26 protein-coding genes are annotated in these 26,901 nt (G+C 34.7%); 10 read left to right on the forward strand and 16 right to left on the reverse strand.

Going from position 1 to position 26,901, the window contains the following annotated elements; translation table 11 throughout:
- Nucleotides 1-32: 32 nt before the first annotated feature.
- The 6 genes from AB9K26_RS06300 to AB9K26_RS06325 form a co-directional block, all read right to left on the reverse strand.
- Nucleotides 33-869, reverse strand: coding sequence for a GIN domain-containing protein (locus AB9K26_RS06300; protein WP_369971692.1), 837 nt, complete (start codon nucleotides 867-869; stop codon nucleotides 33-35).
- A gap of 107 nt (nucleotides 870-976) precedes the next feature.
- Nucleotides 977-1,693 carry a head GIN domain-containing protein gene (locus AB9K26_RS06305; protein ID WP_369971693.1) on the reverse strand — a complete coding sequence of 239 codons (717 nt, stop codon included), beginning with the start codon at nucleotides 1,691-1,693 and terminating at the stop codon, nucleotides 977-979.
- A gap of 58 nt (nucleotides 1,694-1,751) precedes the next feature.
- Nucleotides 1,752-2,249, reverse strand: coding sequence for a nuclear transport factor 2 family protein (locus AB9K26_RS06310; RefSeq protein WP_369971694.1), 498 nt, complete (start codon nucleotides 2,247-2,249; stop codon nucleotides 1,752-1,754).
- An 89-nt stretch (nucleotides 2,250-2,338) separates the two neighbouring features.
- Nucleotides 2,339-4,114 (reverse strand): PspC domain-containing protein, encoded by a 1,776-nt coding sequence (locus AB9K26_RS06315; protein ID WP_369971695.1) that lies wholly within the window; start codon nucleotides 4,112-4,114, stop codon nucleotides 2,339-2,341.
- Nucleotides 4,114-4,452: a PadR family transcriptional regulator gene (locus AB9K26_RS06320; protein WP_369971696.1), complete on the reverse strand. Its 339-nt coding sequence runs from the start codon at nucleotides 4,450-4,452 to the stop codon at nucleotides 4,114-4,116. The genes AB9K26_RS06315 and AB9K26_RS06320 overlap by 1 nt, the downstream gene beginning before the upstream one ends.
- 67 nt (nucleotides 4,453-4,519) lie before the next feature.
- Nucleotides 4,520-4,966 (reverse strand): DUF4870 domain-containing protein, encoded by a 447-nt coding sequence (locus AB9K26_RS06325; RefSeq protein WP_369971697.1) that lies wholly within the window; start codon nucleotides 4,964-4,966, stop codon nucleotides 4,520-4,522.
- Nucleotides 4,967-5,110: 144 nt separating this feature from the next.
- Here AB9K26_RS06325 and AB9K26_RS06330 point away from each other — a divergent pair, with 144 nt between their 5' ends.
- The 4 genes from AB9K26_RS06330 (at nucleotide 5,111) to AB9K26_RS06345 (ending at nucleotide 9,452) form a co-directional block, all read left to right on the forward strand.
- The gene (locus AB9K26_RS06330) at nucleotides 5,111-5,566 is read left to right on the forward strand and encodes a DUF4442 domain-containing protein (RefSeq protein ID WP_369971698.1); all 456 of its coding nucleotides are present in this window, start codon (nucleotides 5,111-5,113) and stop codon (nucleotides 5,564-5,566) included.
- 72 nt (nucleotides 5,567-5,638) lie between these two features.
- On the forward strand, nucleotides 5,639-6,439 hold the full coding sequence (locus tag AB9K26_RS06335; RefSeq protein ID WP_369971699.1) for a TIGR00266 family protein: 801 nt from the start codon (nucleotides 5,639-5,641) through the stop codon (nucleotides 6,437-6,439).
- Between the two features lie 86 nt (nucleotides 6,440-6,525).
- Nucleotides 6,526-9,081: a T9SS type A sorting domain-containing protein gene (locus AB9K26_RS06340; RefSeq protein WP_369971700.1), complete on the forward strand. Its 2,556-nt coding sequence runs from the start codon at nucleotides 6,526-6,528 to the stop codon at nucleotides 9,079-9,081.
- Between the two features lie 173 nt (nucleotides 9,082-9,254).
- Nucleotides 9,255-9,452, forward strand: coding sequence for a hypothetical protein (locus AB9K26_RS06345; RefSeq protein ID WP_369971701.1), 198 nt, complete (start codon nucleotides 9,255-9,257; stop codon nucleotides 9,450-9,452).
- A 51-nt stretch (nucleotides 9,453-9,503) separates the two neighbouring features.
- Here AB9K26_RS06345 and AB9K26_RS06350 read toward each other — a convergent pair whose 3' ends face one another.
- Entirely contained in the window at nucleotides 9,504-10,445 is a 942-nt protein-coding gene (locus AB9K26_RS06350) for a hydrogen peroxide-inducible genes activator (protein WP_369971702.1), read from the reverse strand.
- 122 nt (nucleotides 10,446-10,567) lie between these two features.
- On the opposite strand from AB9K26_RS06350, the gene AB9K26_RS06355 reads away from it, so the two are divergent.
- Nucleotides 10,568-11,047 carry a Dps family protein gene (locus AB9K26_RS06355; RefSeq protein WP_369971703.1) on the forward strand — a complete coding sequence of 160 codons (480 nt, stop codon included), beginning with the start codon at nucleotides 10,568-10,570 and terminating at the stop codon, nucleotides 11,045-11,047.
- A gap of 73 nt (nucleotides 11,048-11,120) precedes the next feature.
- Here AB9K26_RS06355 and AB9K26_RS06360 read toward each other — a convergent pair whose 3' ends face one another.
- A complete protein-coding gene (locus AB9K26_RS06360; protein ID WP_369971704.1) occupies nucleotides 11,121-12,575 on the reverse strand; it encodes a hypothetical protein in 1,455 nt (484 codons plus the stop codon).
- Between the two features lie 134 nt (nucleotides 12,576-12,709).
- Between AB9K26_RS06360 and AB9K26_RS06365 the strand changes: the two genes are divergently transcribed.
- The 3 genes from AB9K26_RS06365 to AB9K26_RS06375 are packed head-to-tail and all read left to right on the forward strand — an operon-like array spanning nucleotide 12,710 to nucleotide 16,500.
- Nucleotides 12,710-13,222, forward strand: a complete 513-nt coding sequence (locus AB9K26_RS06365; RefSeq protein WP_369971705.1) for an RNA polymerase sigma factor — start codon at nucleotides 12,710-12,712, stop codon at nucleotides 13,220-13,222.
- 60 nt (nucleotides 13,223-13,282) lie between these two features.
- Entirely contained in the window at nucleotides 13,283-14,212 is a 930-nt protein-coding gene (locus AB9K26_RS06370) for a FecR family protein (RefSeq protein ID WP_369971706.1), read from the forward strand.
- A gap of 5 nt (nucleotides 14,213-14,217) precedes the next feature.
- Nucleotides 14,218-16,500: a TonB-dependent receptor domain-containing protein gene (locus AB9K26_RS06375; protein ID WP_369971707.1), complete on the forward strand. Its 2,283-nt coding sequence runs from the start codon at nucleotides 14,218-14,220 to the stop codon at nucleotides 16,498-16,500.
- Between the two features lie 37 nt (nucleotides 16,501-16,537).
- Here AB9K26_RS06375 and AB9K26_RS06380 read toward each other — a convergent pair whose 3' ends face one another.
- From AB9K26_RS06380 to AB9K26_RS06405, 6 genes are read right to left on the reverse strand one after another with little or no spacing between them, the layout of a single operon-like run.
- The gene (locus AB9K26_RS06380) at nucleotides 16,538-17,869 is read right to left on the reverse strand and encodes a DUF58 domain-containing protein (RefSeq protein WP_369971708.1); all 1,332 of its coding nucleotides are present in this window, start codon (nucleotides 17,867-17,869) and stop codon (nucleotides 16,538-16,540) included.
- Between the two features lie 27 nt (nucleotides 17,870-17,896).
- Entirely contained in the window at nucleotides 17,897-18,931 is a 1,035-nt protein-coding gene (locus AB9K26_RS06385) for an AAA family ATPase (RefSeq protein WP_369971886.1), read from the reverse strand.
- Nucleotides 18,932-18,990: 59 nt separating this feature from the next.
- Complete coding sequence (locus AB9K26_RS06390) at nucleotides 18,991-20,187, reverse strand: DUF4350 domain-containing protein (protein ID WP_369971709.1); 1,197 nt, start codon at nucleotides 20,185-20,187, stop codon at nucleotides 18,991-18,993.
- Complete coding sequence (locus tag AB9K26_RS06395; protein ID WP_369971710.1) at nucleotides 20,184-20,939, reverse strand: DUF4129 domain-containing protein; 756 nt, start codon at nucleotides 20,937-20,939, stop codon at nucleotides 20,184-20,186. The genes AB9K26_RS06390 and AB9K26_RS06395 overlap by 4 nt, the downstream gene beginning before the upstream one ends.
- Nucleotides 20,932-21,873: a hypothetical protein gene (locus tag AB9K26_RS06400; RefSeq protein ID WP_369971711.1), complete on the reverse strand. Its 942-nt coding sequence runs from the start codon at nucleotides 21,871-21,873 to the stop codon at nucleotides 20,932-20,934. Before AB9K26_RS06400 ends, AB9K26_RS06395 begins: the two co-directional genes overlap by 8 nt.
- Entirely contained in the window at nucleotides 21,860-22,837 is a 978-nt protein-coding gene (locus tag AB9K26_RS06405) for a stage II sporulation protein M (RefSeq protein WP_369971712.1), read from the reverse strand. The genes AB9K26_RS06400 and AB9K26_RS06405 overlap by 14 nt, the downstream gene beginning before the upstream one ends.
- Before the next feature lie 56 nt (nucleotides 22,838-22,893).
- On the opposite strand from AB9K26_RS06405, the gene AB9K26_RS06410 reads away from it, so the two are divergent.
- Complete coding sequence (locus AB9K26_RS06410; protein ID WP_369971713.1) at nucleotides 22,894-23,604, forward strand: RDD family protein; 711 nt, start codon at nucleotides 22,894-22,896, stop codon at nucleotides 23,602-23,604.
- Nucleotides 23,604-24,209, forward strand: coding sequence for a trimeric intracellular cation channel family protein (locus AB9K26_RS06415; protein ID WP_369971714.1), 606 nt, complete (start codon nucleotides 23,604-23,606; stop codon nucleotides 24,207-24,209). The genes AB9K26_RS06410 and AB9K26_RS06415 overlap by 1 nt, the downstream gene beginning before the upstream one ends.
- 2 nt (nucleotides 24,210-24,211) lie before the next feature.
- Here the strand turns inward: AB9K26_RS06415 and AB9K26_RS06420 are convergent, their stop codons facing one another.
- Together AB9K26_RS06420 and AB9K26_RS06425 are read right to left on the reverse strand one after the other, a co-directional pair.
- Nucleotides 24,212-24,571 carry a hypothetical protein gene (locus tag AB9K26_RS06420; protein WP_369971715.1) on the reverse strand — a complete coding sequence of 120 codons (360 nt, stop codon included), beginning with the start codon at nucleotides 24,569-24,571 and terminating at the stop codon, nucleotides 24,212-24,214.
- A gap of 130 nt (nucleotides 24,572-24,701) precedes the next feature.
- The gene (locus AB9K26_RS06425; RefSeq protein ID WP_369971716.1) at nucleotides 24,702-26,873 is read right to left on the reverse strand and encodes a M3 family metallopeptidase; all 2,172 of its coding nucleotides are present in this window, start codon (nucleotides 26,871-26,873) and stop codon (nucleotides 24,702-24,704) included.
- Nucleotides 26,874-26,901 lie beyond the last annotated feature (28 nt).

Here is a 26,901-nt window from a genome sequence, read left to right on the forward strand (position 1 = left end):
TTTGAGTGTATTTGAGTTAAAGTTAGGTGTAATTATTTTTCTTTTTTCTGAAGTTTAGCCGTGTCAATAAATTTGTTTAAGGCAATTTTAGGATTGCCATATAAATAGACTTCACTTGTGCCAGATATTTCCAATGTGACAGATTCTAAGACTTCAAGATAGGCATCACTTGCAAATTCATTGTTGGAGGTACAGATTTTAGCACTGAAATTTTTACCATTGAATTGAGAGTTGTTATCTGTGTTTAGTTGTAAGTTATCGGTTGTGCCTTCCACATCGATATTAGCACGTTGATATAAATCTACTTTTGTTTCTTTAGAATTGACCAAAGCATCTAATTTTCCATTATCGCTAATTTCAATTTTAGTATTTGTAGCTGTGATGTTAAGTTTTGTTTTGGATTTATCTAGACTTGTAAAGTTGAAGGAATTTGCCTTAATATTCATATAGACTCGTGAAGAGCCCGACGCTTTTAGGTAGGCATTATCAAGTTCTAAAGAAGTAAGGGACCTAATTTCGGCATTGTCGCGTGCTTCAATTCGAGAAAGTCCATCACTATAGTTGATCTTGATGTTCATTTTTTTACTAGACCTTATGTCTACTGTAGTTTTAAGCGTAAGAACACTATCTTTTACTTCAATTGTGATGTAGTCATGAAGATTATCATCTGTTTCAATTTCGACTGAAGGCTTACTGTTGTAAAACAATTCAACTTCAAAGTCTTCACCAATTACTATGGCATTAAATGGGTCGACGTAAGTTTGTTTAACGGTAACATTTCTATCGCCTTTAACTTTTTCCTCATCTTGGGCAATGCCAAGTGCATTGAATCCAATAACCATCAACAAAAACAAGGTAATATGTTTCATCTATTATCAATTAAGTATTATAGCAAATATAAAACAAAAACCATCCCAAACTCAAATTGAGCCTGAAATGGTTTAGAAAACAAGTTGGTTAGTTGGTTGGTTGTGCGCTATTGTTTTCTGATATTTCCTGATGGACCATCGTTTGTTTCAACAATTTCTGGATCACCATAATATTTTACATCACCTCCGCTGTTTGCACTAGCAGTAAGTTTTTTAGAGGTGTTTACTGTAACATCTGCACCACTATTAGCTTCAGCTCGTGTGGTTTCAGCTTTAAGGTTTTCAGCCTTGATATCGCTTCCGCTACTGGCTTCCGCAGTAAAGGATTTTGTTGTGCCCGAAAGTTTGATATCGCTTCCACTGGAAGCTTCGCAAATGATTGTTTCGGCTTCAACATCTAATTCCACATCACTTCCACTAGAGGATGAAATTTCAAGCGATGTCACAGAAATCATACCTGTAGACATTACATCACTACCGCTTGAAGTTGATAATCGCTCTAGGTTGTCTAAGCTGACCATAATTTTTTTAGAGGCAGCGTAGCTTATGTTTTCTTCAGAATAGATATGCAATACGCCGTTTTCAACTTCAGTTATAATAATATCTTGAAGATTTTCATCGGCTTGAACTTTGACACTTTCAGTGGTGCCTTGTGTTAGATAGACATCTAAACCTCTGCTGACTTCAATGGCATCGAAATCTGAGTTTAAGGTGCGTTCTGAAGTTGTTACGTTACCATTTCCTTTCACACCAAAATTGAATTGGCAGGATACCATTAAAATACTTAACAGTGTAGTTACAATGATTTTTGTTAATGTTGTCATGATTGATAGTTTTTTGCTGATATGATCAGCCGTGTTTATGATTGATTGTTTTTTTAATTTATTTTGGCATTTGATGGTCATAACTTATGACACGTTTTAAATACCATTTTCCATTTTCTATAATCCATAAATGGGAAAATTTAGCAATGCTTCCTGCAACCTCTTTGCCATTGATGGTTTCATAAAACCTATGAATGCCATTTTGTAAAGCACCATAAACTTCTCCATTGCGTTTTAGAGGATAAACCTCTAAAGATCCATCAACAAGTTCCCGTCTCGATTTGGTCTTATTATGAGCGTTGCAAATACCTTTTTTCATGGTTGCAATGAAACCAGATTTTGAGGCTTCTAATCCAGCAATATCATGATAGAATTCAAAATCTTCCGAAACAAGTTCTTCTAAGTATTGTGTTTCACACTTGTTGAATGCACATTCAAACAATAGGCTGTCCTTGCTTTTAAGTGTTTTGTATACTTCGGAATCTAATGCTGATTGGGCATTAAGGTTGGTTAAGATTCCGAAGATACACCACACTATGAAAATTGATTGATTCATTGATTTTTGATTGACGGTTCAAATATTTTAATTTTCTAACATTTTAAATAACTAAACCTACTGAACTGTAGTTTTTTAAAGATGAATTGTTAGTTGTCGTCTGAAGTGATTTCAATACCATCTTCATCAATATTGACCCTTATGCTTTCAGACTCTGCTTTTACACCTTCATCATTTATTCTTAAACTATTGTCTCTTGTGTTGATTTCAATAGTATCTTCGTTAATCTTAATTCCAGAAGCCTCATCCTTGATATCGACTTTCACTTTGAACTCTTTATCTTCAGGACAATCTAAGCAAGTCACGCCATTGGTGGTGATTTCCAAATAATGGTTTTCCATACCATTATCTAGGATATCGTTGTAATAGCTTGAATTTCTATGGAACGAATAGGTGTTTTCTTCAGCATACAAAATGGTTCCTTCAGGAAGGTAAAGCGTAACCTCAATATTTTGATCTCTATACTTGTTATCAAAATCAGTCGTGAGATAACCATCGAGTTCCAATCGCTTTCCATTTAATAAAAAGTTATAGTTTACAGCTTCAGCACGTTGTTTGGCTTCTTTGTAATTTTTCCCTTCAGCATTTTTTTCGATATTTAAATACGCCAGTGAATCTTTAGTAGATCTTACGATCAATCGAACATCACTACTGTAAATGAGTTTATTGTCATTTTCGTCGTAAACAGGTTTGAACAAATTATGATGTCTTCCAAATTGTTTGGTGTACATAGTGTTTCCTATAACAGCTAAGGTCAAGGTGTCTTTTGTTTTGATATCTAAACGTTCTTTTTTTATGACTGAAGCATCAAAGGCATGCTCACTCGCTTGTCTGATACCAATTATAACGGTACCAACCATCGCCATGATCCACAATCCTAAAAGCGTGAATTTTGCAATATTTCCAATAGATTTCAGATTGTTTACCAAAATCTTTAATCCTAAATAAAGCACAAAGAAGAATGGTACACCAATAGCAAATAAACTAATCAATGCTATAAGCCAGACTGGTGTGTTTGCAGCATTTGCGGCTTGAAAAAAGTCTAAACCAGGAAAATGGATGAAATCAACAGTACCTAGGCTCAAACAAAGGATCAACAAGGATATCAATGTGGAAGCACCAACAATGATAAGTATGATTCCAATAAATTTGGCAAACACTTTAAGGAAAAACATAATAATGTCACCTATGGTATCAAAAAAATTCTTTGAAGACGATTTTATTTTTTCGCCTTGCCTGGGTAAATCGACTTGTTTTACGGTATCTGAAACGGTTTTTGAAACACTGTCAAATCCGTCCTTGATTTTTTTTTCAATGTTGGAGATATTGACAGGCTCACCAGTCATGGTCAACTTTTCAGAAGTCGTTTTTGCTTCAGGAATCAATACCCACAATAGAATATAGAATAAGATTCCAGTTCCAGCACCAATGATAAGTAAGATCCAGATCAAACGAATCCAAAGGGCATCAATACCAAAATAATGAGCTAATCCAGCTGAAACACCTCCAATGTAAGAGTTGTCTGTATCACGATATAGTTTTTTTGATGGTCTTGAACTTGAACTATAAGTTGCTCTTGGTTCGTCTTCAAAGATTTCATCATCGACCAGATAATCTTCTGGTTGTCCCATGATTGCGATGACTTCATCAACTTCCTTGATACGCACCACTTGCTTGTCGTTTTGAACGCGCTCGCTAAACAATTCCGCAATACGTGCTTCAATATCAGCGATGATCTCAGATCGACCTTGAGAGTCTGTAAATGAACGTTTTATAGCCTCAAGATAGCGTTGTAATTTTAAGTATGCATCTTCATCAATATGGAAGAATATACCTGCTAAATTTATGTTGACTGTCTTATTCATTATTTATTTGTTTTTTGTCTTGTTACTAGGTTAACTGCATTTTGTAATTCGTCCCATGTTGTGTTTAATTCCTTTAAAAACAACTGTCCGGTTTCAGTAAGGCCATAATACTTTCGTGGTGGACCTGAAGTGGATTCTTCCCAACGATAATTGAGCAATCCTGCGTTTTTTAATCTTGTTAGTAGCGGATAAATAGTTCCTTCTACCACAAGCATTTTTGCGTCTTTGAGTGTATCAAGTATTTCTGCAACGTAGGCATCATCATCTTTTAAGACGGATAGTATGCAGTATTCCAATACACCTTTTCGCATTTGTGCTTTTGTGTTTTCTATCTTCATATTCGAATTAGATTAAATGTTGTAAAAAAACTGTTCATTTTTTGATTGATTGATTGATTTGATGTTTTTATTTTAAAAAGTCAATGGTTAACGGATAGTGGTAAAACTCACCATCTCTGGCTTTCAAGCTAGCAATGACGATAAAGACCAATTCCAGTATAAATCCGAGTATTGCTAAAAAACCAAGACTTCCTCCAATATAGAGTAGAGGAGATGGTTCAGATAAGCTTATATGGACACCATCGAAAGGATCAATATCTATAAAATTGAATCCGTCAAATAAATTAAATATGAAAAACGGAACCGACAGTAATCCTAAAATAAGCGCATACAATAAAATGCTCATTTGAAAATTAATAGCTTGCTTTCCATGGCTGTCTACAAACTCTGATTTATCCTTATTCGCCATCCATAATATGATGGGTCCAATAAAGTTTCCAAATGGAATCAAGAACCTACTAAAGGTTGATAAATGGATAAACGTGGCGATGTTTTTTTGGTGGTTGTCTAACATGATTTTAAAACATATAGTAATTTCTTATACAAATATATGTCTTAAAGAAGGTATTGTGTTACGCATAGTACTAAAAATTAACAAAATATTAACAATTGATGCTACCGTTTTTTTCAATACTTTTACTGAAAACATATTGTAGAAATGACGATCTCACCTAGAAAACTTAACACCTATCTTTTGTTTAAATTGCCTTCAGCATACCTTTGTGGTGTCCGTACCAAATCAATTAGCGATACGACTTGTGAGGTCACTGTAAAGCACAGATGGATCAATCAAAATCCCTTTAACTCCATGTTCTGGGCGGTTCAAGGTATGGCTGCTGAACTCACGACAGGAGCTTTGGTCATGTCAAAGATTCAAGCCAGTGGTAAACGCATCTCTATGTTGGTTGCACATAACAATGCTACTTTTACCAAAAAAGCTACAGGTCGTATTTATTTTAGTTGTGATCAAGGGCAAGCTGTTGATGAAGCCATTGGTAAAGCTATCGCCACAGGTGAAGGGCAGACCGTTATTCTGAATTCAAAAGGATTTAATTCGGAAGGCGTTCAGGTATCGGATTTCAATTTTGAATGGACCTTAAAGTTGAAGACTTGATTTTAGTTGAAATCTGTAACAAAACATAAAATAATTCAACCAATAAACAAATCAACCTTTAAATATAAAAACATGACATCACACGAAATAGATTACAGAATTTACGGCGAAGAAATGCAATTTGTCGAAATTGAATTAGATCCTCAAGAAGGTGTTGTTGCTGAAGCTGGAAGTTTTATGATGATGGATGACGGCATTAAAATGGAAACCATTTTTGGCGATGGCTCTCAAAAGGATACGGGTTTCTTCGGAAAGATTTTAGGTGCCGGAAAGCGTATCCTCACAGGAGAAAGTTTATTTATGACCGCTTTTTACAATGACCTTACGGGAAAACGGAATGTGTCTTTTGCCTCGCCTTATCCTGGAAAAATCATTCCTATCGATTTAACCGAATTTCAAGGGAAATTTATTTGTCAAAAGGATGCTTTTTTATGTGCTGCGAAAGGTGTCAGTATTGGCATTGAGTTTTCAAAAAAATTAGGACGTGGTTTATTTGGAGGTGAAGGTTTTATCATGCAAAAACTGGAAGGCGACGGCATGGCCTTCGTACATGCAGGAGGAACGATGGCTAAAAAGGTGTTGCAAGCTGGAGAAACCATGAAAGTTGATACTGGCTGTTTGGTCGGATTTACGCAAGGCGTTGATTACGATATCGAATTTGTTGGTGGCATCAAAAATACCATCTTTGGAGGTGAAGGACTCTTCTTTGCCAAATTGCAAGGTCCTGGAACTGTATATATACAATCCTTACCGTTTAGTCGATTGGCTGGACGTGTGTTGGCTTCTGCACCACAACGTGGTGGAAAGGACAAAGGGGAAGGCAGTATCCTTGGAGGTTTAGGCGATTTATTGGATGGTGATAATAGGTTTTAGGTACTAAGCTTTTCAGCTTAAAAATAATTGTGTGTAAATCTAACATTCATTTCTTTATATTGTACTTTCAATAAAATTCTAATTTCATGAGATCATTGTTGCTTTCAGTATTATTATCATTTGCTTTTCTAATTGGAAATGCGCAAACTGTTGATATTCCTGATGGATGGTTTGAATACGCCCTGCTAAACACATCTTGTGCTGACTTCGATGGTGATGGTATTGCAGATTCTAATGTTGATATTAATAATGATGGATTAGTTCAAATTTCTGAAGCTGAGAGTGTAATAGGTCTTTTTTTAGATGAAATCGATGCTATGACACTTGAAGGGCTTCAATATTTTACCAATCTGAGATATTTTGAAGGGTATTTCCCTGAAATAGAGAGCCTAGACCTTACAGCTCATGTTTACCTCGAAGAGCTTCAGATTTATAATTGTTTTGTATTAAATGATTTTAATATATCTGGTTTGACAAATTTAGAAACATTGACAATTTATGGAGCGTATGTGTTGAATGAACTGGATTTAACAGGGTTTGTTAACCTGGAAAATTTAACATGTTATAATTTACGCGAAGTAACTAGTCTAGATTTCTCTGAACTAATTAATTTAGTGAATTTGACCGTTTTTGAAGTTCAATCTCTGACGAGTCTAAACTTTAGTGGACTTACAAATTTGGAAAACTTAGATTTATATGGATATAACGACCTATTAATTGATATAGATTTAAGTGGATTAATTAGTTTAGATCATTTAGTTATTAATTTATTTGGAGAATTGTCTAGTTTGGATTTAAGTGGACTTATTAACTTGGAGTTCATAAATCTTAATGATTGTACTGGATTACCGAGCTTGGATTTTTCCGATCTTATTAATTTAAAATATGCACACCTTAGTGGTTGTAGCGCACTATCAGCTATTGATTTGACCGGAATTGATAATTTGTTATATCTAAATGTTTCTTATGATGATAGTTTGACTAATATTGATCTGACAGAACTGGAAAATCTTTCAACATTTAACGCCTACAGTTCTAGTTTTTCTAATCTAGATATGAGTCAGAATTACAATTTAGAATCACTAGGCCTAGGTAACTCTATTAATTTACAATATTTGAATATTAAAAACGGAATAGAAGGTAGTACAGTTATTTCAAATTGCAATAATCTTGAGTTTATTTGTGTTGATGAGAATGAATTTGGAACGATTCAATATTTAGTAGATTTTTATGATATTCCTAATTGTGAGGTTAATACATATTGTTCTTTTACTCCAGGAGGTGAGGTTTACTATGTAGAAGGTCAAAATAAAGTTGATGTGAATGCTGATGGTTGTAATGGTGACGATTATATATATCCAAACATGAATTTCGGTATGTCTAATGGAGTTGATAGTAGTACTTATATTGCGGATGTATCAGGAAATTATAGCATTCCAGTTTCAGAGGGAATTCTTACATTGACTGCTAATTTGGAAAATCAAAATTACTTTAGTGTATATCCAAATAGTCTTTTAGTCAATTTTCCTTCAGACGTTAGCCCTTATATTCAGGATTTTTGTATTACTCCAAATGATGTGCATAATGATTTAGAGGTTTTTGTGTTGCCAGTAAATGAAGCTATTCCTGGTTTCGAGTCGTTTTATAGAATTGTTTACCGTAATAAGGGAAACACAAGTTTATCAGGTACAGTCGAATTTAATTATGGGTCAAACTCCAATGTGATCCAGCTATTATCTGCGTTACCTTCAAATGATTCAGAAATTGATAACGTGTTATCTTGGAGCTTCTCCAATCTAGCACCTTTTGAATCTAGACAGATTAATCTAGAGTTTCTTTTAAATACGCCAACAGATCCATTATTTCCTTTAAATGCGAATGATGAACTCGGGTTTATTGCTAAAGTATTTCCAATAAGTAATGATGACACGCCAAGTGATAACACATTTGAGTTTAAACAAACTGTAGTCAATTCTTTTGACCCAAATGATATTACCTGTTTGGAAGGCGAATGGATTGCTCCCGAGTATGTGGGTGAATATGTGCACTATTTGGTGCGTTTTGAAAATTTGGGTACTGCAAATGCTATTAATGTCGTTGTAAAAAATCCAATTGATGCTTCAAAATTTGATGTCAACACTTTGATTCCCTTAGACGGAAGTCATAATTTCTACACTAGAATCAATGCTAACAATGATATAGAGTTTATCTTCGAGAACATTAATTTACCTTTTGATGATGCCAATAATGATGGTTATGTAGTTTATAAAATCAAAACATTAAATAGTTTGGTGCTAGGAGACGAGTTTGATAACCAAGCAGAAATCTACTTTGATTTTAATGCGCCTGTTATCACTAATGAATATACCACTGTCGTATCTGAGGATGGGTTAGGTGTAAGTGATTATGTTCGTAATCAAATCAAACTACATCCAAACCCTGTAAAGAATATACTGACCTTGAAAAGTGTCAAGATATTAAAAAAAGGAGTGGTTTATGACATGAATGGACGAGTTGTTTACGAGTCAATTTTTGGTGCCTCAGAAAACCAATTAGACTTAACTGCATTGATGCCAGGTATGTATTTCGTTGAGGTTGCATCAGGAAATCAAAGCGATATATTCAAGATTATAAAAATATAACTAGTTATAACTTTGTCTTTTTAAAGCTTATTTAGGTTTTAACATACTTTTAGCTGTTAAAATTCAGACTGTTTTTAAGAAGCAATCATTTTTTTTACTACATTTAGAAAAGTTACAATTAAAAATTATTGCTTATATAACAAATCTACTTAAACCCTAAACCCAATTAAAAAATGGCAAGAGCAATGTTTGAGTACACCAAAACTGTACTTAATAAAGTTAGCTTCGATGCTAATCTGTTCTGCAAGGAATTACAAAAAGCACTTCAACGCTTGTTACCATACGAGATTGAAGAGTTAAAGATTTTTATCAAATCCTTGATTTTACAGAACCCAGATTTAAATCAATGTTTAATACTTTTAAAACCATAGAAAAAAGCGACTTACGAGTCGCTTTTTTTATGAATTATTGTAATACTTATGTTACTGTTTTGGTAGCGGACTAATAATCTTTACGTTTTGAAAGGCAATGGCACCGCGAATGATTCCAGAAATCACATTGTGTAAAGCATCAATAATCTGCATTTTTAATTCGTTCTTATGATAAATCACGCTCACTTCTCGTGCAGGAGAAGGATCTGTAAAGTGTCGTAATCGTTCCTTTTGCTTATCACTCAATTCTATAGTGTGTAAATATGGTAAAAGCGTCATGCCCAAACCTTCATTAGACAGTTTTATCAAGGTTTCAATACTACCACTTTCCAATTGAAATGTATCTTCTAAATTGTTATTGATATTCTTGCATAGATTGATCACACCATCCCTAAAACAATGTCCATCTTCCAATAATAGCATATTGTCGGTGTCAAGATCTGAGGCTTCTATTTTCTGCTTTCCGAAAAGAACGTGATCATTTGGAACATAGGCTACAAATGGCTCATAGTACAATACACGTTCTTTAATTGTATCTAATTCAAGAGGTGTAGCAACGATGGCAGCATCTAAATGCCCATCATTAATTCGGGTGATGATTTCCTCTGTGGTATGCTCTTCTATTTTTAATTTAACTTTTGGATATTTTTTTATGAAGGCTTTCAAGAACATTGGCAAAAGTGTCGGCATGATGGTTGGAATGATTCCCAATTTGAATTGTCCGCCAATAAATCCCTTTTGTTGATCAACGATATCTTGAATACGATCAGATTCATCTACAATATTTCGGGCTTGAAGCACTATTTTTCTACCAACGTCAGTTAATTCAATAGGCTTTTTACTTCTATCGAATATCATTACATCAAGTTCGTCTTCAAGTTTTTGTATCTGTGTACTTAAAGTCGGTTGGGTAACGAAACACTTTTCAGCAGCTTTTGTGAAATTTTTATGTTCGGCTATGGCTAATACATAGTGTAATTGAGTTATGGTCATATTGATTTATTTAGGCTATAAAAATATAAAAACTATTTATAAAAACTATTACATATTAAGGTTATTATAACGTAAATTTATACTGAAATTAATAAGACAACAATAACATAACAAAATCAATTATGACATTAAATAGCATAGGGCTGGAAACCCAAAACACAAAAACAATAGCTAATGATCTCAACGGTTTATTGGCTAATTTTCAAATTTATTATCAAAATTTACGAGGCATCCATTGGAATATTAAAGGAAAGGCTTTCTTTGATTTACATGCTAAATTTGAAGAACTGTATACCGATGCCAATATGAAAGTAGATGAAATAGCAGAGCGAATTCTAACCCTTGGCGGAACACCGTTGCACACCTTTGATGATTATATCAAAGCTGCTAAAGTTCCTGTTGGAAAGAATATTTCTCAAGATGAAAAAGCAGTACGTTTAATTGTAGATTCACTAACTGAACTTTTAAAAATTGAGCGTCAAATTCTTGAGGTTTCAGACGAAGCCAGTGATGAGGGCACAAACGCCATGATGAGTGATTTCATTACCGAACAGGAAAAAACTGTTTGGATGATGAAAGCTTGGTTAGGCGAACGTGTATAACGATAAAATTGCTGTAATAAAAAGCCCTTCAGAACAATCTGAAGGGCTTTTGGTTTTATTTAAATCAACGTTATTAGTCGCAACTAAGGACTATATTATTTCCTGCAGGATTATTGGAGCTAGTTACCAATAAGCTATTAATTAAATTACAATCCAAAAAGTTCCATTCATCATTAAAGTTTCCTATTTCAGCAGAAATGCTTACGACAGGATAACCATTATTACTCATGAAAATAGACCAACTGCCTACAGTAGAAAGACCAGAACCTGTAATGCCTACACTACCATCGGAGTTAAATTCATAAACCACATTTCCGTTCACGGTCCATGGACATTCAAAAAGGATGGCTAAAACAGCATCTGTAGTACATTCGGATGTATTTCCTGAGCAATCTATAAAATCAGTTTCCGTGAATCCTTCACATTCAGCAAAACATGGGTTTGGAAACGTTCGAATAATGAGTTGACCTTCAATCTCGACTTCAACACAAACAGGATTTAGAGGTAGATTTTCACATTCAATACAAGGATTATTTGTATTGCAATCTACAAAATCAGCAGATGTGAAACCTTCACATTCTGCGTAACATGCATTTTGAAATTCGATAACATCGACACCACCAAAAGGATTTTCTATTTCAACACAAACAGGATTGTAAACATCAGGACATTCGCAACTACCTACAACTTCACCATAGCAGTCTTCCAACAAATCAATAAAATCATTTTCATTGTTAATACTCACTACGTTTCCTTCGGAATTGGTAACATCAAATGGATAGACAAAATCAAAATAGAAAGCATTGTAAAGTGCATTGTTCAGCTCTTCTTGTGAGTTTACGGTTATGGTTTGATTTTGATCTGTAATTACCGTTAATGGAAAATTAAAGGTAAAGCAATCGTTACTAGTGTTGTTATTGTAATCTTGCTGACAGTCGTCAATAAAATCTGATTCCTGGAAACCATCACAGAAAGCGTAACATGCATTTGGATAGGTAATCACAAAGCTAACACCAGCTGGATCTGTAATTTCAATACAAACAGGATCGAATTCTTGAGTACAATTGCAATTGTCTTGCATTTCCCAATTCAGGCTTTCCAATAGTTCAAGAAATTCATCTTCATTATTAATGGTAATGACAATGATAGAATCGGTAGCTGCATCATAGATTTCAACATCAAATGGAAATTCAATACCGTTGATGTATAATTCATTAGTGGAGTTAATCATGATACTGATCAATTCTTCAAGATCGTTAACGGTTACAGTAGTCCCATTGTTGAAAGATAGATTTAAAGGATAGACAAAATCAAAACCAAAGTCGAATACAATATTCCCTGAAGGGTTTGCCGATGGAATCACATCTCCTTGGCTATTAAATTGTTGTGATAACCTGTTTAAAGATTCAGTAATAGCTTGACTTTGTTGAATGTCTTGATTTTCTGAGACAGATTCATTGTTTGAACAGGCTGTAAGAAATCCTGCAAATAGAACAACACTGAAAAGAAATAATTTAAAATGTTTCATCATAGAATTTTTTGAGTTAATGTGTTTTTTGGCGATTAATCATTACTAAGACAACACGCTAAAAAAATACCCTACTTTTTTACTCAATTTTTTTTTATTTAGTTTTGGGACCACTGCTTTAGCTAATCATAGTTATGTCAAAACATCAGGAAACCATTTGCAACGCCAATACATTTAAAGCCTTGTATCAAAAGTATGCAAAAGATTTAAGACGCTTTCTTTTTTTTAAGACCCAGGATATGGATAAAGCTGAAGATGTCCTTCAGGATACATTTGTTAAGCTTTGGGAAAACTGTAATAAAGTTGATATAGAAAAGGTAAGAAGTTATTTGTATACTGTGGCTTCCAATACATTTTTGAATGTCGTAAAGCACGAAAAAGTGGTTCGTAATTATCAAGAGAACACTTCAGGTCAACATTCCAATGAATCTCCAGAGTTTATTATGATTGAGAACGAATTTATGGAAAAACTCGAACAAACAATCGAGGCTTTACCTGAAAAACAAAAAGAGGTGTTTTTACTTAGCCGAATAGAAAAAAAGACCTATAAGGAAATTGCTGATCAAATTGGTATTTCAGTTAAGGCTGTAGAAAAAAGAATGCATTTGGCACTGTTGGTCATGCGTGAAAAAATTGGAGACATATAATTTTTTTAAAATAAAAGTAGGGTATTAGAAACTTCGGTTGTCTAATTAGTAGTTTTAGGTATGAAAAAACAAGATTTACAACATATAAACGATACTTATTTAGCAAAATGGTTATCAGGTGAACTAACAGATGAGCAGTTAAAAGACTTGGTTTCTGAAGCTGATTACAATGCCTTTTTAAAATTGCGAAAAGGTGTTGATGCCTATGTTGATTTAAACACTGAAACCGATACTAGTTTTGAAGTCATTCAAAAACGTATTGCCAACACAAAGGCTACAAAAGTTCGAACACTAGGAGCGAATCGTTGGTGGATTGGTATTGCTGCCTCAATTGTTGTTTTGTTCGGTTTGTTTTATATTTTAAACAATGATGTCACTCAAATTGAAACCCAATTTGGAGAACAGAAAACCCTTGTTTTGTTAGATGGCTCCGAAGTCATCCTGAATTCCAAATCTACCATACGCTATAATGAAGCTGATTGGAAAGAAAATAGAGCACTTGAACTAGATGGAGAAGCGTATTTTAAAGTGACCAAAGGTAGTAAGTTTACTGTAAAAACAAATTATGGCACTGTTGAGGTTTTAGGTACTCAATTTAATGTCAAAACCAATTTAGATTTGTTTGAAGTAGCTTGTTATGAGGGAAAAGTACGTGTCGAGAGTAACAATGAGTCTGTTATCTTACTTCCAACAAATAATGTTAGACGTATTAATGGTTATGATTTAGAGCAATGGAATGCAGTCGAAACGGATCCAAGTTGGCTAGATGGTGAAAGTACCTTTAAAAGCGTGCCACTTAAATATGTCATTTCAGCATTGGAATCCCAATACAACGTTACTTTTGATACGACACAAATTGACACCAATATTATCTATACAGGAGGTTTTCCTAACGATAGTTTGAATATAGCATTGCAAACAGTCTTCAAGACTTTAGATATAACTTATAATGAAAAAGAAAAAGGGGTTATCTATTTGAATGTAAAGTGAAAAAATTGATTATCTGCTTTATATTATTACCTTATTTGGCCTTTTCGCAAGAAGAGGCTAAATTTTACATTGGCTTCAATAGTGAGCCGCTTGCTTCAGCTTTTGAAATTATTGAAGACACCTATCACGTTAGATTTTCTTACGAAAACACCTTGGTTTCAGATAAGACCATTACTTTAAAGAGTGAACAGCGTACTCTTAAGGAATTACTATTTGAGATTGAATCGCTATTTGAAATGTCTTTTGAGGTTTTAGACAACCGCTACATTATCGTCAACAAAAACAAAGGTACTCCACATGTGCAAGAACTGGAGCGTATTATCATTACAAGTTATCTTACAAAAGGGATATCTAAACAGAAGGATGCCACTTTTGAAATCAATCCTGATTACTTAGGAATTTTACCAGGATTAACAGAGCCAGATGTTTTGGAAAGTGTCCAATTGTTGCCAGGCGTTGTAAGTCCGAATGAAACGGCTTCAGGATTTTTGGTTAGAGGAGGCAAAACAGATCAAAATCGACTGATTTGGGATGGCATCAATATGTACCACAAAGGACATCTCTTCGGAATGTTGTCGCCCTTTAATCCCAATGCCACAAAACAAATAACCTTCATAAATAAAGGTTCTCATCCGAGATATGGTGAGCGTGCATCGAGTGTGGTTAACATGTCTACAACAAAAACTATTTCAGATTCTTTACAAACACAAATCGGATTTAATGGTATTAACGTAGATGCTTATGTTGAGTCACCAATCATTAAGGAAAAATTAGGTGTACAGGCTTCTGTTCGGTCAAGTTATACTAATATTTATCAAACCTATACTTTCGATCAGTTGGCTGATAAGGTTTTCAGAAGCACCAAAATTCAAGAGCGTTCAAATTCTGATAACGATTTTAGCTTTTTGGATTATAATTTTAAGGTCAACTTCAAACCTAATGAAAAGAATAAGGTTTATGCCAGTGTGATTTCTATCGACAATGAATTAGACTATACTGTAAGAGATCAGCAGCAAACCTTTAATGATGTTATGCGTATTAAAAATTCTGGTTACGGATTGGAATGGGAAAAAAATTGGAGTTCCAGTTTAAAGCAACACACAAGTGCTTTTTTCTCTCAATATGAATTAGATTACAACTATCTCACGTTTGAGAATGATGAGCAAATTTCTGAATTCGAGAAGCGAAACGTTATTTATGATTCGGGTATTTCAACCGAATTTCAATACCAAATAAATCCGGCTCATGCTTTAGATATAGGATACCAATACGTCTTGAAGGATGTTGGCTATATTTTTAAGAATACTGCAAATCTCGAGTTTATCCTCGATCAAGACGACTCAGAAATCCAAACCCATAGCTTTTTTGTCAACTATCATTATAAGAATCCGCGTCTTTTTGATGTTTCATTTGGTACTCGAGCCACTTATTTTAAGGAATTGGATGCTATAAGGTTAGAGCCTAGATTGGTTCTCTATAAGCAACTATTTAAGAATATAAAGCTTCAGCTTTCAGGTGAGATAAAAAATCAGGTCATTAGCGAAATAGATGAAACGATTATCAGTGATTTATCTCTTGAGAATAGACTTTGGCGTTTGGCCAATGGCAAGGAGTTTCCAATTATTAATAGCAAACAGGCATCTTTAGGGTTTATATATACCAATGACGGATGGACAATCGATGCAGATGGTTACTATAAAAAAATGAATAATATTACAGCTTTGTCCTTTGGTTTTTTGAATCCGCAAAACAGCCAATACAACTTAGGTGAACGTGATGTTTTAGGTTTGGACTTATTTTTAAAAAAGCGCTACAAAAGTTTTAGCTCATGGTTGAGCTATGGTTATAGTTATTCTGAAAGCACATATGAAAACTTAAACAACAATAATGCTTTCACCTCAAGATCTAATGTCTTGCATTCGATAAGCTCGTCGGTGAGTTATAAATTATCGAATTTCCAGATTGCTTTAGGTTGGCGTTGGCAAACAGGAAAGCCATTCACGCCTTCTGTAGTTACTAATGACGGATTTGCATTCAATAATGGAATCAATACGAGGCGCTTGCCAGATTATCATCGTCTGGATTTCTCCTCTACCTATTCCTTTAAATTTTCAAGAAACAACAAGCTTAAGGGAAAAGTTGGTATTTCTATTAGAAACATCTACAACCAAGACAATCTTTTAAGTCGTGAATACTTTGGAAATAACGATTTTGAAAATGATGTAGAACTGATTGATAAGTTTTCTTTGGGATTTACACCTAACTTGATGTTTAGATTGTATTGGTAAGGTCTTTTTACAACGTTTAAAACTTTCAAACGAGAGTTTACAACAATCCTCTGGCCTTGATTTCAAGATATTTGTTGATGGTGTCAATGGTTAAGTCTTCAGGTGATGTTAAAATAGATTGGATGCCATATTTTTGAAGTTCATTGACAATCAGTCGTTTTTCAAAAGCGAATTTTTCAGCAATAACTTTATCGTAAGCCTGTTGAACCGTTTCGGCTGGATCTTCTATCAAGGATTTTAATTCGGTGTTCTTAAAGAAAATAACAACCAATAAATGGTTTTTGGAAATCCCTTTTAAATAGGGTAGTTGCCGATGTAAACTATCCAAGGTTTCAAAATTGGTATAGAGCAAAATCAAGCTTCTATTGGTAATATTACGTTTGACGTCAGCATATAATCTACTGTAATCACTTTCATGAAAGTTGGTGTTTACATTGTAAAGTGTTTCTAAAATAAGATTCATTTGAGAACTTCGACGTTCGGCAACCACAATGTTCTCAACCTTTTTTGAGAAGGCAAAAATACCTGCTTTGTCCTGTTTTTTTAAAGCCACATTAGAAATTACTAAAGCCGCATTGATGGCATAATCTAATAAGGTCAAACCATTAAATGGCATTTTCATTACACGACCCTTATCGATAACCGAATAAACAGGTTGCGATTTCTCATCCTGAAATTGGTTAACCATAAGTTGGTTTCGTTTAGCGGTAGCTTTCCAGTTGATGGTTCTCAAATCATCACCCAGAACATATTCCTTGATTTGCTCAAACTCCATGGTATGCCCAATTTTCCTGATTTTTTTAATACCATATTGTTGCAAATTATTGCTAATGGCCATCAAATCATATTTCCGAAGTTGCATGAAACTAGGATAGGTAGGAATCATCACATTGTCATCGTAGCTAAAACGTCGCGCGATAAGTCCGAACACCGAAGTGACATAAATATTGAGTTTGCCAAAATGGTATTCGCCACGTTCTACGGGTCTCAGTTGATAAGCGATTTCTGAAATACTCGATGCCTCCAACATGCGTTCAATCTTAAAATCTCGAACCTGGAATTGTTCAGGAATTTCATCGATGATGGTTACATGAACCTTAAAGGTGTAAAAATTTTGAATCAATAAGTTGATAGAGTTATCATCTCCATTGGAAAACTTTTCAGGCAAAATCCGTTGTCCCTTAACCCCATTTTTAGCAGCAAACAAGATGATGGTATCCAAAACTGTTAAGGTTACCAAAAGCAATAGCAAGAGTTTTACGACATTAAATGCCCTAGGAAAAATGAAACTGATAACAAACAATACTATTAAAGCAATGCATGCATAAAAGAATCGATTTTGTAAATAAAATGGTTTAAGGCGTTTCAACTCTATCTAGTTCTAGTTCGTTAAGGTTTATCTTGGAATTTCTACAGCTTCAATGATTTGTTTAATAATCTGTTTGGTGGTCACACCTTCCATTTCACGTTCAGGCGTTACAATCACACGATGTTGTAAGACTGGAATGGCAGCTCTTTTAATATCTTCAGGCGTAACAAAATCCCTTCCGTTCATAGCCGCAAACGCCTTACTGGCTTTTAATATCGCTATGGAGGCTCTAGGCGAAGCACCTAAATACAAAAACGGATTGTTTCTGGTGTTTACAATCATATCAGCAATGTATTTCAACAAATGCGATTCTATGAGTATTTGCTCAACCAAATTTTGGAAATTACTGATTTGCGATTTGGTTAAATGAGCTTTAATTTGGTCTGTCTTAACAGCACCTTTTAAATGTTGCTCTCGAGTCAAAATTTCTATTTCTTCTTCTACATTAGGATAATCAATATCAATTTTGAAAAGGAATCTATCCAATTGGGCTTCAGGCAAGCGATACGTTCCTTCTTGTTCCACTGGGTTTTGGGTTGCCAGTACAATGAAAGGTAAATCCATCTCAAATTTTTGTCCGTCAATCGTAATCTGACGTTCTTCCATTACTTCAAATAAAGCCGCTTGAGTTTTGGCAGGCGCTCTGTTGATTTCATCAATAAGAATCATACTGGAAAAAATAGGACCTTCCTTAAATTCAAAATCAGAGGTTTTCATATTAAAGACTGACGTTCCTAAAATATCACTAGGCATCAAATCTGGCGTAAACTGAATTCGGCTAAAGCCTATATCTAATGATTTCGCCAATAACTTAGCGGAAATGGTTTTGGCTACACCTGGAACACCTTCAATTAGCGAGTGACCATTAGCAAGTATGGAAGCAATCAACATATCGATCATTTCCTTTTGGCCAACAATGACCTTACTGATTTCTCCTTTAATCAATTCAATACCTTCTTTAAGTTCGGTAAGATCGATACGGTTTTTGAAATTGATGTCCGCTTTGTCTTGAGACTCATTATTAACAAGTGCTTCTTCGTTACTCTCTGATGCATCAGACATTTGTTCTGCATTGTTTTCAGGTTGTAAGTCGTCGTTTTGATGTTCTAGATTATCCATAATTATGAGTTGTAAAAGGCTTCAATTGCTTTGTTCAATCGCAATAAATCTCCTTCATTGCAGGATGTTTTCGATTTAAGAAATGCAATTTGGTTTATTAATTTTTTGATATCGCTTTGATCCTTACCTGATTTTAAGGTAAGGTTTTTTATAAATTTTTCGTCTAACACTTGTGTGTCTAAATAATAAACACGTCTGATGTATTCTAGGAAATACGTGATTTTTTTATCTACCAAGTTGTCATGGTCCTTGGTTTCGTAATACAAATTACCAATAGTTTTGGTGAATTCAACGGTTGTATTCCTTAAAGGTGTAATCACTTTCACAATGCGTTGTCTTCGCTTGGCATTGAATATCATAAAAATCACGGTAGTTAACAAAACTAAATACCAAGCCCAACGCAAAGCGGGTTGACTTAATATGAACCTCAAAGGTGAATTACTAAGATTTTTTCGCGACTTATTCCTAGAATCAAAATAAATGGTATCATCACTTAAATACGACATCACACTAGAAGCGTATTTTTTATTATCCTTTTTAAGTAAATGGTAATTGGTAAATGCAATAGGTTGTAAGTGAAGGTAAAAATACCCTTTTCCCCAAGATGTTTTAATATAATTGACATATGAGGAGTCGGCAAACTTTTGATAACCTAAAACTGTTGTGTAAAAGGTGTCTATCTTTGAGAAATAAATATTGCTAAGTCCCTTTTCAATGGTAATGGAATCATTGGCAAATGTCGGATTGGTAAAAGACAATTCAGCTTTACCAGAAAAACTATAATCGTTTTGTGTTTCGATACCCAAAGAATCCATGAGATTTTCAGGGAAGTAATTGCTAGACATAAAGATATCATTTCCAAAGGAAGCAAAATCCATTAACTCTTGAGCTGAGGTATTGTCAATTTCCGGAAACTCATCAATAACCATATAAGTTCCTGTAGTCAAATACGTGGTGTCTTCCCAACTGTAGTAATCATCAAAATACTCGTAAGGTGTGGCTCTAATCTCTTGAACCTTGCTTTCAGGAAATAACTGATCTAATTCTTCGTAAAATACAAATGTACCATACGGAATTTTATGTGTTTCGTTATAAGTACGTTGCCAGTTGATTGGTGGAGGTGTTGAAAATTCAACAATAATGATTCCAACAAAAAGTAGTACCAAGATGCCTATGTAAATTTTTAGTGTTTTACTCATGATTTCACCGATTTTAGAAAATGAGTAAAGGCTGTTTTGGCTTTGCTGAATTGGGTTTCATCAATATCAAACTCACCATACCAAATGTAATTGTAGAGATAAGATGTATAGGAAAACTTTTCTTTGGTGTCTTCGGAAGCAATTTCATAGTAATAATCACTGTTGGTTTTTTCAACATCATATTCTATGATTTCAGCTTGAGTCAAGGTCTTTAAAAGCCACAGATAATAATAACGAATGGCCAATCGGAAATTATTCTCACTTTCTGCGGAAGCTATAAGCGACTGGAAATCGGCAACGTGAATGTTGCTTTCAATATCGGTTACAGGAATAATGCTTTTATCTGAAGACTTTCCGAAGACCCATTTGCCTTCTTTATTCAAAATGGCTTTTACAATAAAGAAAACCACTAGAAGAAAAATAGAAATATAAAATAGCTTGAGGATTACGTCAGTGATGTTTGAAGCCTCAGCATCAGAATTCAAATCGAATAAACTCTTGAACAAATCTGAAAGCCATTGCTTAAAACGAGTCCACCAACCTGAGTTTTCTGAGGTACGCTCATATATAAATTCATTGCCATTGTATCTGTCCTTGAGGTCTTCAAAGCTTCTTTTTTCTCTAGGTTCGGTATCGACAAATATAGAATCCTCTGCGTCCTGAGTTGCCAAGATTAAGGTTTTGGCAGATGCAAAATTCATGCTGATTCCAACAACCAAAAGAATGATATATAAACACTTTTGTCTATTCACCAGATCCAATTAAATCAATATCGCTTTTAGTGTTGATGTTTTCATTGTCTTCCTTTAAGCTATAAAAAACCACGCCTTGATTCACCTGTACGATGACGTTCAAAAATGTACCGACCAAATAGGTTAGCACAAATATGGCTATCATCATGATAGAAGCCGATTTATTAATGGCTTGCGGATCTGGATTGACTCCAGATTGGGTTTCGGTTATCAAATCAACAATGAATGCAAAATAGGGTATGAGTGCTACGACATTTTGGGCAATATAACTCATCAAATAAAAGAGTCCGACACAGCCAACGGCTGCCCAAAACTTAGAACCCATGAGTGTCCACGAATAGCCAAAGCTCTCCCAAATACCTTTTCGGTTTTCAATGTATTCAATCAAGGCACCTTGATATAGCAGACTTACAGCGCCAATCACCAAAGGAATCAAAAAAAGTCCGACAATCGTAATGGCTAATACAAATGAAGCAATACCTGCAACCAAACCAACTGGAATTACCAATAAGATGCCACAGACCAAAAAGATCAAAATCTTTCCAATATGTGTTTTATAAGAATTGATGATATCTGTTGCATTGAAATTTTTACCATCGTGTTTTGTGTACAATTGTAAATATATAGGGATGTAAGAATATGAAATGATAGCCGAAATAAGAGCAATCAAAACAAAGGCCAATGCTAGAAACACAAACCAGCCAGCATTGTTGTTTATGTACTCGTCAAAAGCGTTTGTATTGTTGGTTATGATTCCACCAAAAACGACATCAGTATAGAATTTGCTGAAAAAATAACCGATGACCATCAAGATAAGTATGAAGATACCATTTACGATAAGGTAGTTTTTGAACAGGTGTTTACCATTTCGTCTTATAAATTGAAATGTATCTTGAAAATAGGCACCAAAGTCTCTTGATTTATAGAGTTGCATACTGCTGTTTTAATTTTCGGTTAACGATAAAAGGATAAATTAAATAATAGAAAGAAATAAGGCTTAAAGTCACTAAAATGATTCCAACAGACAGCCAATTAGGCATCGTATTGGAATAACGTGTTACAAATCCTTCCAGAAAACCTGCGGCAATCGTAAAAGGAAAGGTACTGATTAAAATCTTCACACCATTTTTCACACCCATTTTAAAGGAGATGATTCTAGAAAACGTTTTTGGAAATAAAATACTGGCACCTAGAATAAGTCCTGCAGCACCTTCTATCACAATTGCGAAAATTTCCATAGCGCCATGAATCCAAATACCTCTCACACTTTCCCAAAGAACCCCTTCCTTGTGAAAAAAGTATTGAAACGATCCAACCATAATGCCATTATACAACATCACCAATGCCGTTCCCAAACCTCCAAAGACTCCATAAATAAAGGATTGAATTCCAACGTAAAGATTGTTCAATGTGATCCCGATAAAACTTCCCCAATTACTACCACTTTTGTAAACAGCAACTGGATCACCAGCCTCAATATTCTCTAAAGTTTGATTCACGTATTCGTCACCTAATATCAACCTAACAAAGGAATCATCATAAGCAGCAGAAAGCGCTCCAATGGCTACAAAACTGAGGAAAATAATAAACGCATACAACACATAACGCCTGTATTCATAGATGATAAGTGGAACTTCCGTTTTCCAAAATTGCACAAATCGATTACTGTCTTCACGTTTGGTTTTGTAAATTTTTTGAAAAGCCTTGGCCGCGAGGTTGTTTAAATACAGAATTGTTTTACTTTTGGGATAGTAAGTCTGAGCGTAAGATAAATCATTTACAAGCTGGATATAAAGTGATGCCAATTCATCAGGATTTTTAAGGTGTTTTCCAAAAATTGCCTTTTCGAAATTCAGCCATTTTTCTTTATTTTGCTTGATAAATGCAACTTCTCTCATAAGCTTTCAAATTAACACAATTAATGGTAGAGTTACAAATTAATACAACACAAAACGTGAATATAAATTTCACCGCAGCAAGTGTTGGTGAACGTATTCTAGCTTATATAATAGACATTATTATTAAGATAGCCTATGTTGTTGTGATTTATCAAATCACACTGAATGTTTTGGGTGTTGATGATATGATAGAAGATATGGATCGTTGGTCCCAAATCGCAATTATGGTGTCTTTTTACCTTCCAGTGGTTTTTTATTCATTGATTTTTGAAACCTTTCTCGACGGACAAACCATTGGAAAGCGTATTATGAAAATTAAAGTTGTAAAGATAGATGGCTATCAGGCCTCACTTTATGATTATTTGGTACGTTGGTTTTTCCGTATTGTAGACTTAAATATGGCATCAGGAATCGTGGCACTAATTGCCATTGTAACCAGTAAAAAAAGTCAGCGTTTGGGCGATATGACTGCTGGTACCTCAGTGATTACCTTGAAAAACAACGTCAATATTTCACATACCATTCTTGAGGAGTTGGACCAGGATTATATTCCTACATATCCAAACGTTATTAAGCTTTCGGACAATGATGCGCGTATCATTAAGGAAACATTCAACAGAGCTAAATCGGCAAGAGACTACGAAACACTCATCAAATTAAGAAACAAAATTATTGAGGTTGCCGAAATCAAAAAGAACAATGAAAGTGATATGGAGTTTATTGATAGGGTTCTAAAAGATTATAACTACTATACACAAGGTATGTAATGTTTTTTCAAATCATAGACATTTTAGGAACAGTAGCATTTGCTATTTCAGGAGTTTTGGTAGCGCTAAACAAAAAAATGGATCCTTTTGGAGTGCTTATCATAGCTTTTGTCACTGCCGTTGGTGGTGGCTCCCTTCGCGATGTTTTAATAGGCATCCAACCTGTTTCTTGGATGAGGGAAATGACTTATGTGTATGTGATTTTTGGTTCTACGGTTTTTGCGGTTCTCTTCAGAAACAAATTAAACTATTTACGTAAATCCCTGTTTCTTTTTGACACCATAGGTATTGGACTCTACACTGTTGTTGGTATTGAAAAGGGCATTGTAGCAGGTTTGCATCCCATTATTTGTATTTCCTTGGGAACTATGACAGCTTGTTTTGGAGGTGTCATTCGTGATATTTTGTGTAATGAGATTCCTGTAATTTTTAGAAAGGAAATCTATGCTACCGCTTGTATTTTAGGCGGACTTACGTATTTCTTGCTGCGTGAATTTTTATCTGATGCCAATTATGTTTTCGTGATTGCTGGCGTGATAGTTATTGCAACTAGGTTATTGGCTGTACGCTTTAAAATTAGTTTGCCAAGTTTATATAAGGACTAACTTCAATGCTTTTTATTCGGAATAATTGCGTATTTGAAAAGCATAACAACAGCTATAAACATTGTGGTCAAAAAGTAAAGTAGGCCAACTATCAAAAGGGTTGTGGCTTCAGAGTTTAGAGTTGGAAATTCACGAACTTCAGAAAATAATGCCAATAACATATATAAACAGGTAAGGATTAATACAATTGGTATGATTATACCTATGACTTTATTTTTGAATATGATTTGGTAGATCAGTATTGCCAAAAGAGCAATCGCTATATAGTTAATGGTCAATCCAGCTGAGAACCAATAAAATAATACGGATAGAATCAATACATATTCTGGAATGGCAAGAAGAATAGTTTTAAAGTGTTTCACGGGTTCTAATGTTGGTTAATTAATAAACGATGTCATATTGTTAAAAATTGTTTGATGTTGCTTTTTGATGTAAATAAAAAAACCCGTTAACTGTCGTAACGGGTTTGTAAAAAGGTATTGTCTTTCTTAACTATTTTGTAGTTGCAGCTGAGGTGACTGGAAAACCACGATCGCGCATTAAGGCTTCAATTTTAGCATCGCGACCTCTAAATAATTTATAAGCTTCGGCAGGATCCATAGAATTTCTTGGAGCAAACAAATATTTAACGAGTTTATCGGCAACTTCAGCATCATAGAATCCGCCTGGAGCTTCTCTGAAGGCTTCAGCAGCATCACTGGTCAAGACATCTGCCCACATATAGCCATAATAAGCTGTGGCATATCCTTCACCAGAAAACACATGTCCGAAATGTGGTGTTCTATGACGCATTGGTAATTCCTCTGGCATATTCAATTCTTTCAATGTCTTTTTCTCAAAGGCATCAATATCAATATTTGTTGGATCAGCTAAATGTAATTTCATATCAATTAATGCAGATGCCAAATATTCAGTAGTTGCAAATCCTTGATTGAAAGTTGAAGCTTTCTTGATTTTTTCTACCAAAGATGCTGGAATTGGTTCTTCAGTTTTATAATGTACCAAATATTGGTTGATGACTTCATCTGTTGATAACCAACGTTCTAATAATTGCGACTGGAATTCTGTATAATCTCGAACACCTCCATTTAAAGTTGGGTACTTTACATTACTTGAAAAGAAGTGTAGCGCATGGCCAAATTCATGGAAGAAGGTTTCGGCATCATCCCAAGATACTAGAACAGCTTCTCCTGGAGCAGGTTTTACAAAGTTTGAATTATTGGATGCCAAGACATTGGTTTCACCTTGATAAGATGTATGGCTTCTATAAGTAGTTGCCCAGGCTCCAGAACGTTTGCCTTCACGAGCAAAAGGATCTAAGTACCATAAGCCAATGTTTTCACCTGAATCTTTATCAGTTACTTCCCAAACTTTTACATCTGGATGGAATACAGGAACCTTGCCATCTTCAACTGGTGTAAATTTATAATTGAAAAGTCTACCAGCAACATAGAACATGGCTTCTCTCAATTTGTCCAATTGCAAGTATTGTTTCACCTCGTCACTATCCAAATCATATTTTTTCTGACGAACTTTCTCAGCATAAAAACGATAATCCCATGGCTCAATAGTGATATTGTCACCATTGGCATCAGCAACGGCTTGCATATCGGCAACTTCCTCTTCAACACGAGCAATAGCAGCAGGCCAAACCGCTTCCATTAATTCCATAGCATTTTCAGGTGTTTTAGCCATACGATCTTGTAGACGCCATTCAGCATAGTTGTCGTAACCTAGAAGTCCGACACGCTCTTTTCTTAGTTTCAGTATTTCAGCAATAAGTTCATTGTTGTCATATTCATCACCATTATCACCTCTCGAATAATAATTGGTCCATACTTGTTTGCGCAATTCACGTTCAGTAGAATACTTTAAGAAAGGATCCATTGAGGAACGTGTGTTGGTAATGGCATATTTACCTTCCTGACCTTTGTCGGCAGCAATTTTCGCAGCCGATTTGATAAAGGATTCAGACAGACCTCCTAATTGGTCTTCGGTAAGGTAGGTTACATAGTTTTCTTCATCATGTAAGACGTTGCTTGAAAAGGTCGTGTAAAGAGAAGATAGCTCTTTATTGATTTCAGCATAACGCTTTTTCTTCTCCTCATCGAGATTGGCACCATTCATTTCAAAACTTTTGTAAGTTAAATCTACAACACGTTGCTGGTCTGCAGGAAGTGGATTTTTCTGAGACGCTTCATAAACCGCTTTAACGCGTTCGAATAACTTCGCATTTTGAGAGATTTTAGAACTGTATTCCGAAATTTGAGGTGCTAATTCAGCTCTAATATCCCTAAACTCTGGAGATGACATATTACTGCTCATGATACCGTAATACGTATAAACACGATCTAATTCTTCACCTGAAGCCTCAAGAGGCACAATGGTATTTTCAAAGGTTGGTGCTTCTGGGTTATTGGTAATGGCATCAATGTCTTCAAGACCAAGTTCCATACCAGTTAGCATAGCATCCTTGATATCAGCAACGTTCATTTTATCGAATGCTGGTACACCTTCATAAGGACCAGTCCATTCTTGTAACAATACATTGTCGCTCATAGCTGTATCTTTTGAGGTGTCATCAGCTTTTTTTTCATCTGTCTTGCAACTTGAAAAACAGACGATACTGCAAAGAAGTGCAGCTTTTATTGAATTTGAAATCATTTTGTGAATTAAATTTGTTTTAAAGTGC

The organism is Psychroserpens sp. XS_ASV72, from assembly GCF_041224425.1.
Classification (GTDB): Bacteria; Bacteroidota; Bacteroidia; order Flavobacteriales; family Flavobacteriaceae; genus Psychroserpens.

What these genes read in the sequence shown, in the direction of transcription:
- AB9K26_RS06300 (WP_369971692.1), bottom strand. Translation starts at nt 869, where the DNA reads ATGAAACATATTACCTTGTTTTTGTTGATGGTTATTGGATTCAATGCA.
- AB9K26_RS06305 (WP_369971693.1), bottom strand. Translation starts at nt 1,693, where the DNA reads ATGACAACATTAACAAAAATCATTGTAACTACACTGTTAAGTATTTTA.
- AB9K26_RS06310 (WP_369971694.1), bottom strand. Translation starts at nt 2,249, where the DNA reads ATGAATCAATCAATTTTCATAGTGTGGTGTATCTTCGGAATCTTAACC.
- AB9K26_RS06315 (WP_369971695.1), bottom strand. Translation starts at nt 4,114, where the DNA reads ATGAATAAGACAGTCAACATAAATTTAGCAGGTATATTCTTCCATATT.
- AB9K26_RS06320 (WP_369971696.1), bottom strand. Translation starts at nt 4,452, where the DNA reads ATGAAGATAGAAAACACAAAAGCACAAATGCGAAAAGGTGTATTGGAA.
- AB9K26_RS06325 (WP_369971697.1), bottom strand. Translation starts at nt 4,966, where the DNA reads ATGTTAGACAACCACCAAAAAAACATCGCCACGTTTATCCATTTATCA.
- AB9K26_RS06330 (WP_369971698.1), top strand. Translation starts at nt 5,111, where the DNA reads ATGACGATCTCACCTAGAAAACTTAACACCTATCTTTTGTTTAAATTG.
- AB9K26_RS06335 (WP_369971699.1), top strand. Translation starts at nt 5,639, where the DNA reads ATGACATCACACGAAATAGATTACAGAATTTACGGCGAAGAAATGCAA.
- AB9K26_RS06340 (WP_369971700.1), top strand. Translation starts at nt 6,526, where the DNA reads ATGAGATCATTGTTGCTTTCAGTATTATTATCATTTGCTTTTCTAATT.
- AB9K26_RS06345 (WP_369971701.1), top strand. Translation starts at nt 9,255, where the DNA reads ATGGCAAGAGCAATGTTTGAGTACACCAAAACTGTACTTAATAAAGTT.
- AB9K26_RS06350 (WP_369971702.1), bottom strand. Translation starts at nt 10,445, where the DNA reads ATGACCATAACTCAATTACACTATGTATTAGCCATAGCCGAACATAAA.
- AB9K26_RS06355 (WP_369971703.1), top strand. Translation starts at nt 10,568, where the DNA reads ATGACATTAAATAGCATAGGGCTGGAAACCCAAAACACAAAAACAATA.
- AB9K26_RS06360 (WP_369971704.1), bottom strand. Translation starts at nt 12,575, where the DNA reads ATGAAACATTTTAAATTATTTCTTTTCAGTGTTGTTCTATTTGCAGGA.
- AB9K26_RS06365 (WP_369971705.1), top strand. Translation starts at nt 12,710, where the DNA reads ATGTCAAAACATCAGGAAACCATTTGCAACGCCAATACATTTAAAGCC.
- AB9K26_RS06370 (WP_369971706.1), top strand. Translation starts at nt 13,283, where the DNA reads ATGAAAAAACAAGATTTACAACATATAAACGATACTTATTTAGCAAAA.
- AB9K26_RS06385 (WP_369971886.1), bottom strand. Translation starts at nt 18,931, where the DNA reads ATGTCTGATGCATCAGAGAGTAACGAAGAAGCACTTGTTAATAATGAG.
- AB9K26_RS06390 (WP_369971709.1), bottom strand. Translation starts at nt 20,187, where the DNA reads ATGAGTAAAACACTAAAAATTTACATAGGCATCTTGGTACTACTTTTT.
- AB9K26_RS06400 (WP_369971711.1), bottom strand. Translation starts at nt 21,873, where the DNA reads ATGCAACTCTATAAATCAAGAGACTTTGGTGCCTATTTTCAAGATACA.
- AB9K26_RS06405 (WP_369971712.1), bottom strand. Translation starts at nt 22,837, where the DNA reads ATGAGAGAAGTTGCATTTATCAAGCAAAATAAAGAAAAATGGCTGAAT.
- AB9K26_RS06415 (WP_369971714.1), top strand. Translation starts at nt 23,604, where the DNA reads ATGTTTTTTCAAATCATAGACATTTTAGGAACAGTAGCATTTGCTATT.
- AB9K26_RS06425 (WP_369971716.1), bottom strand. Translation starts at nt 26,873, where the DNA reads ATGATTTCAAATTCAATAAAAGCTGCACTTCTTTGCAGTATCGTCTGT.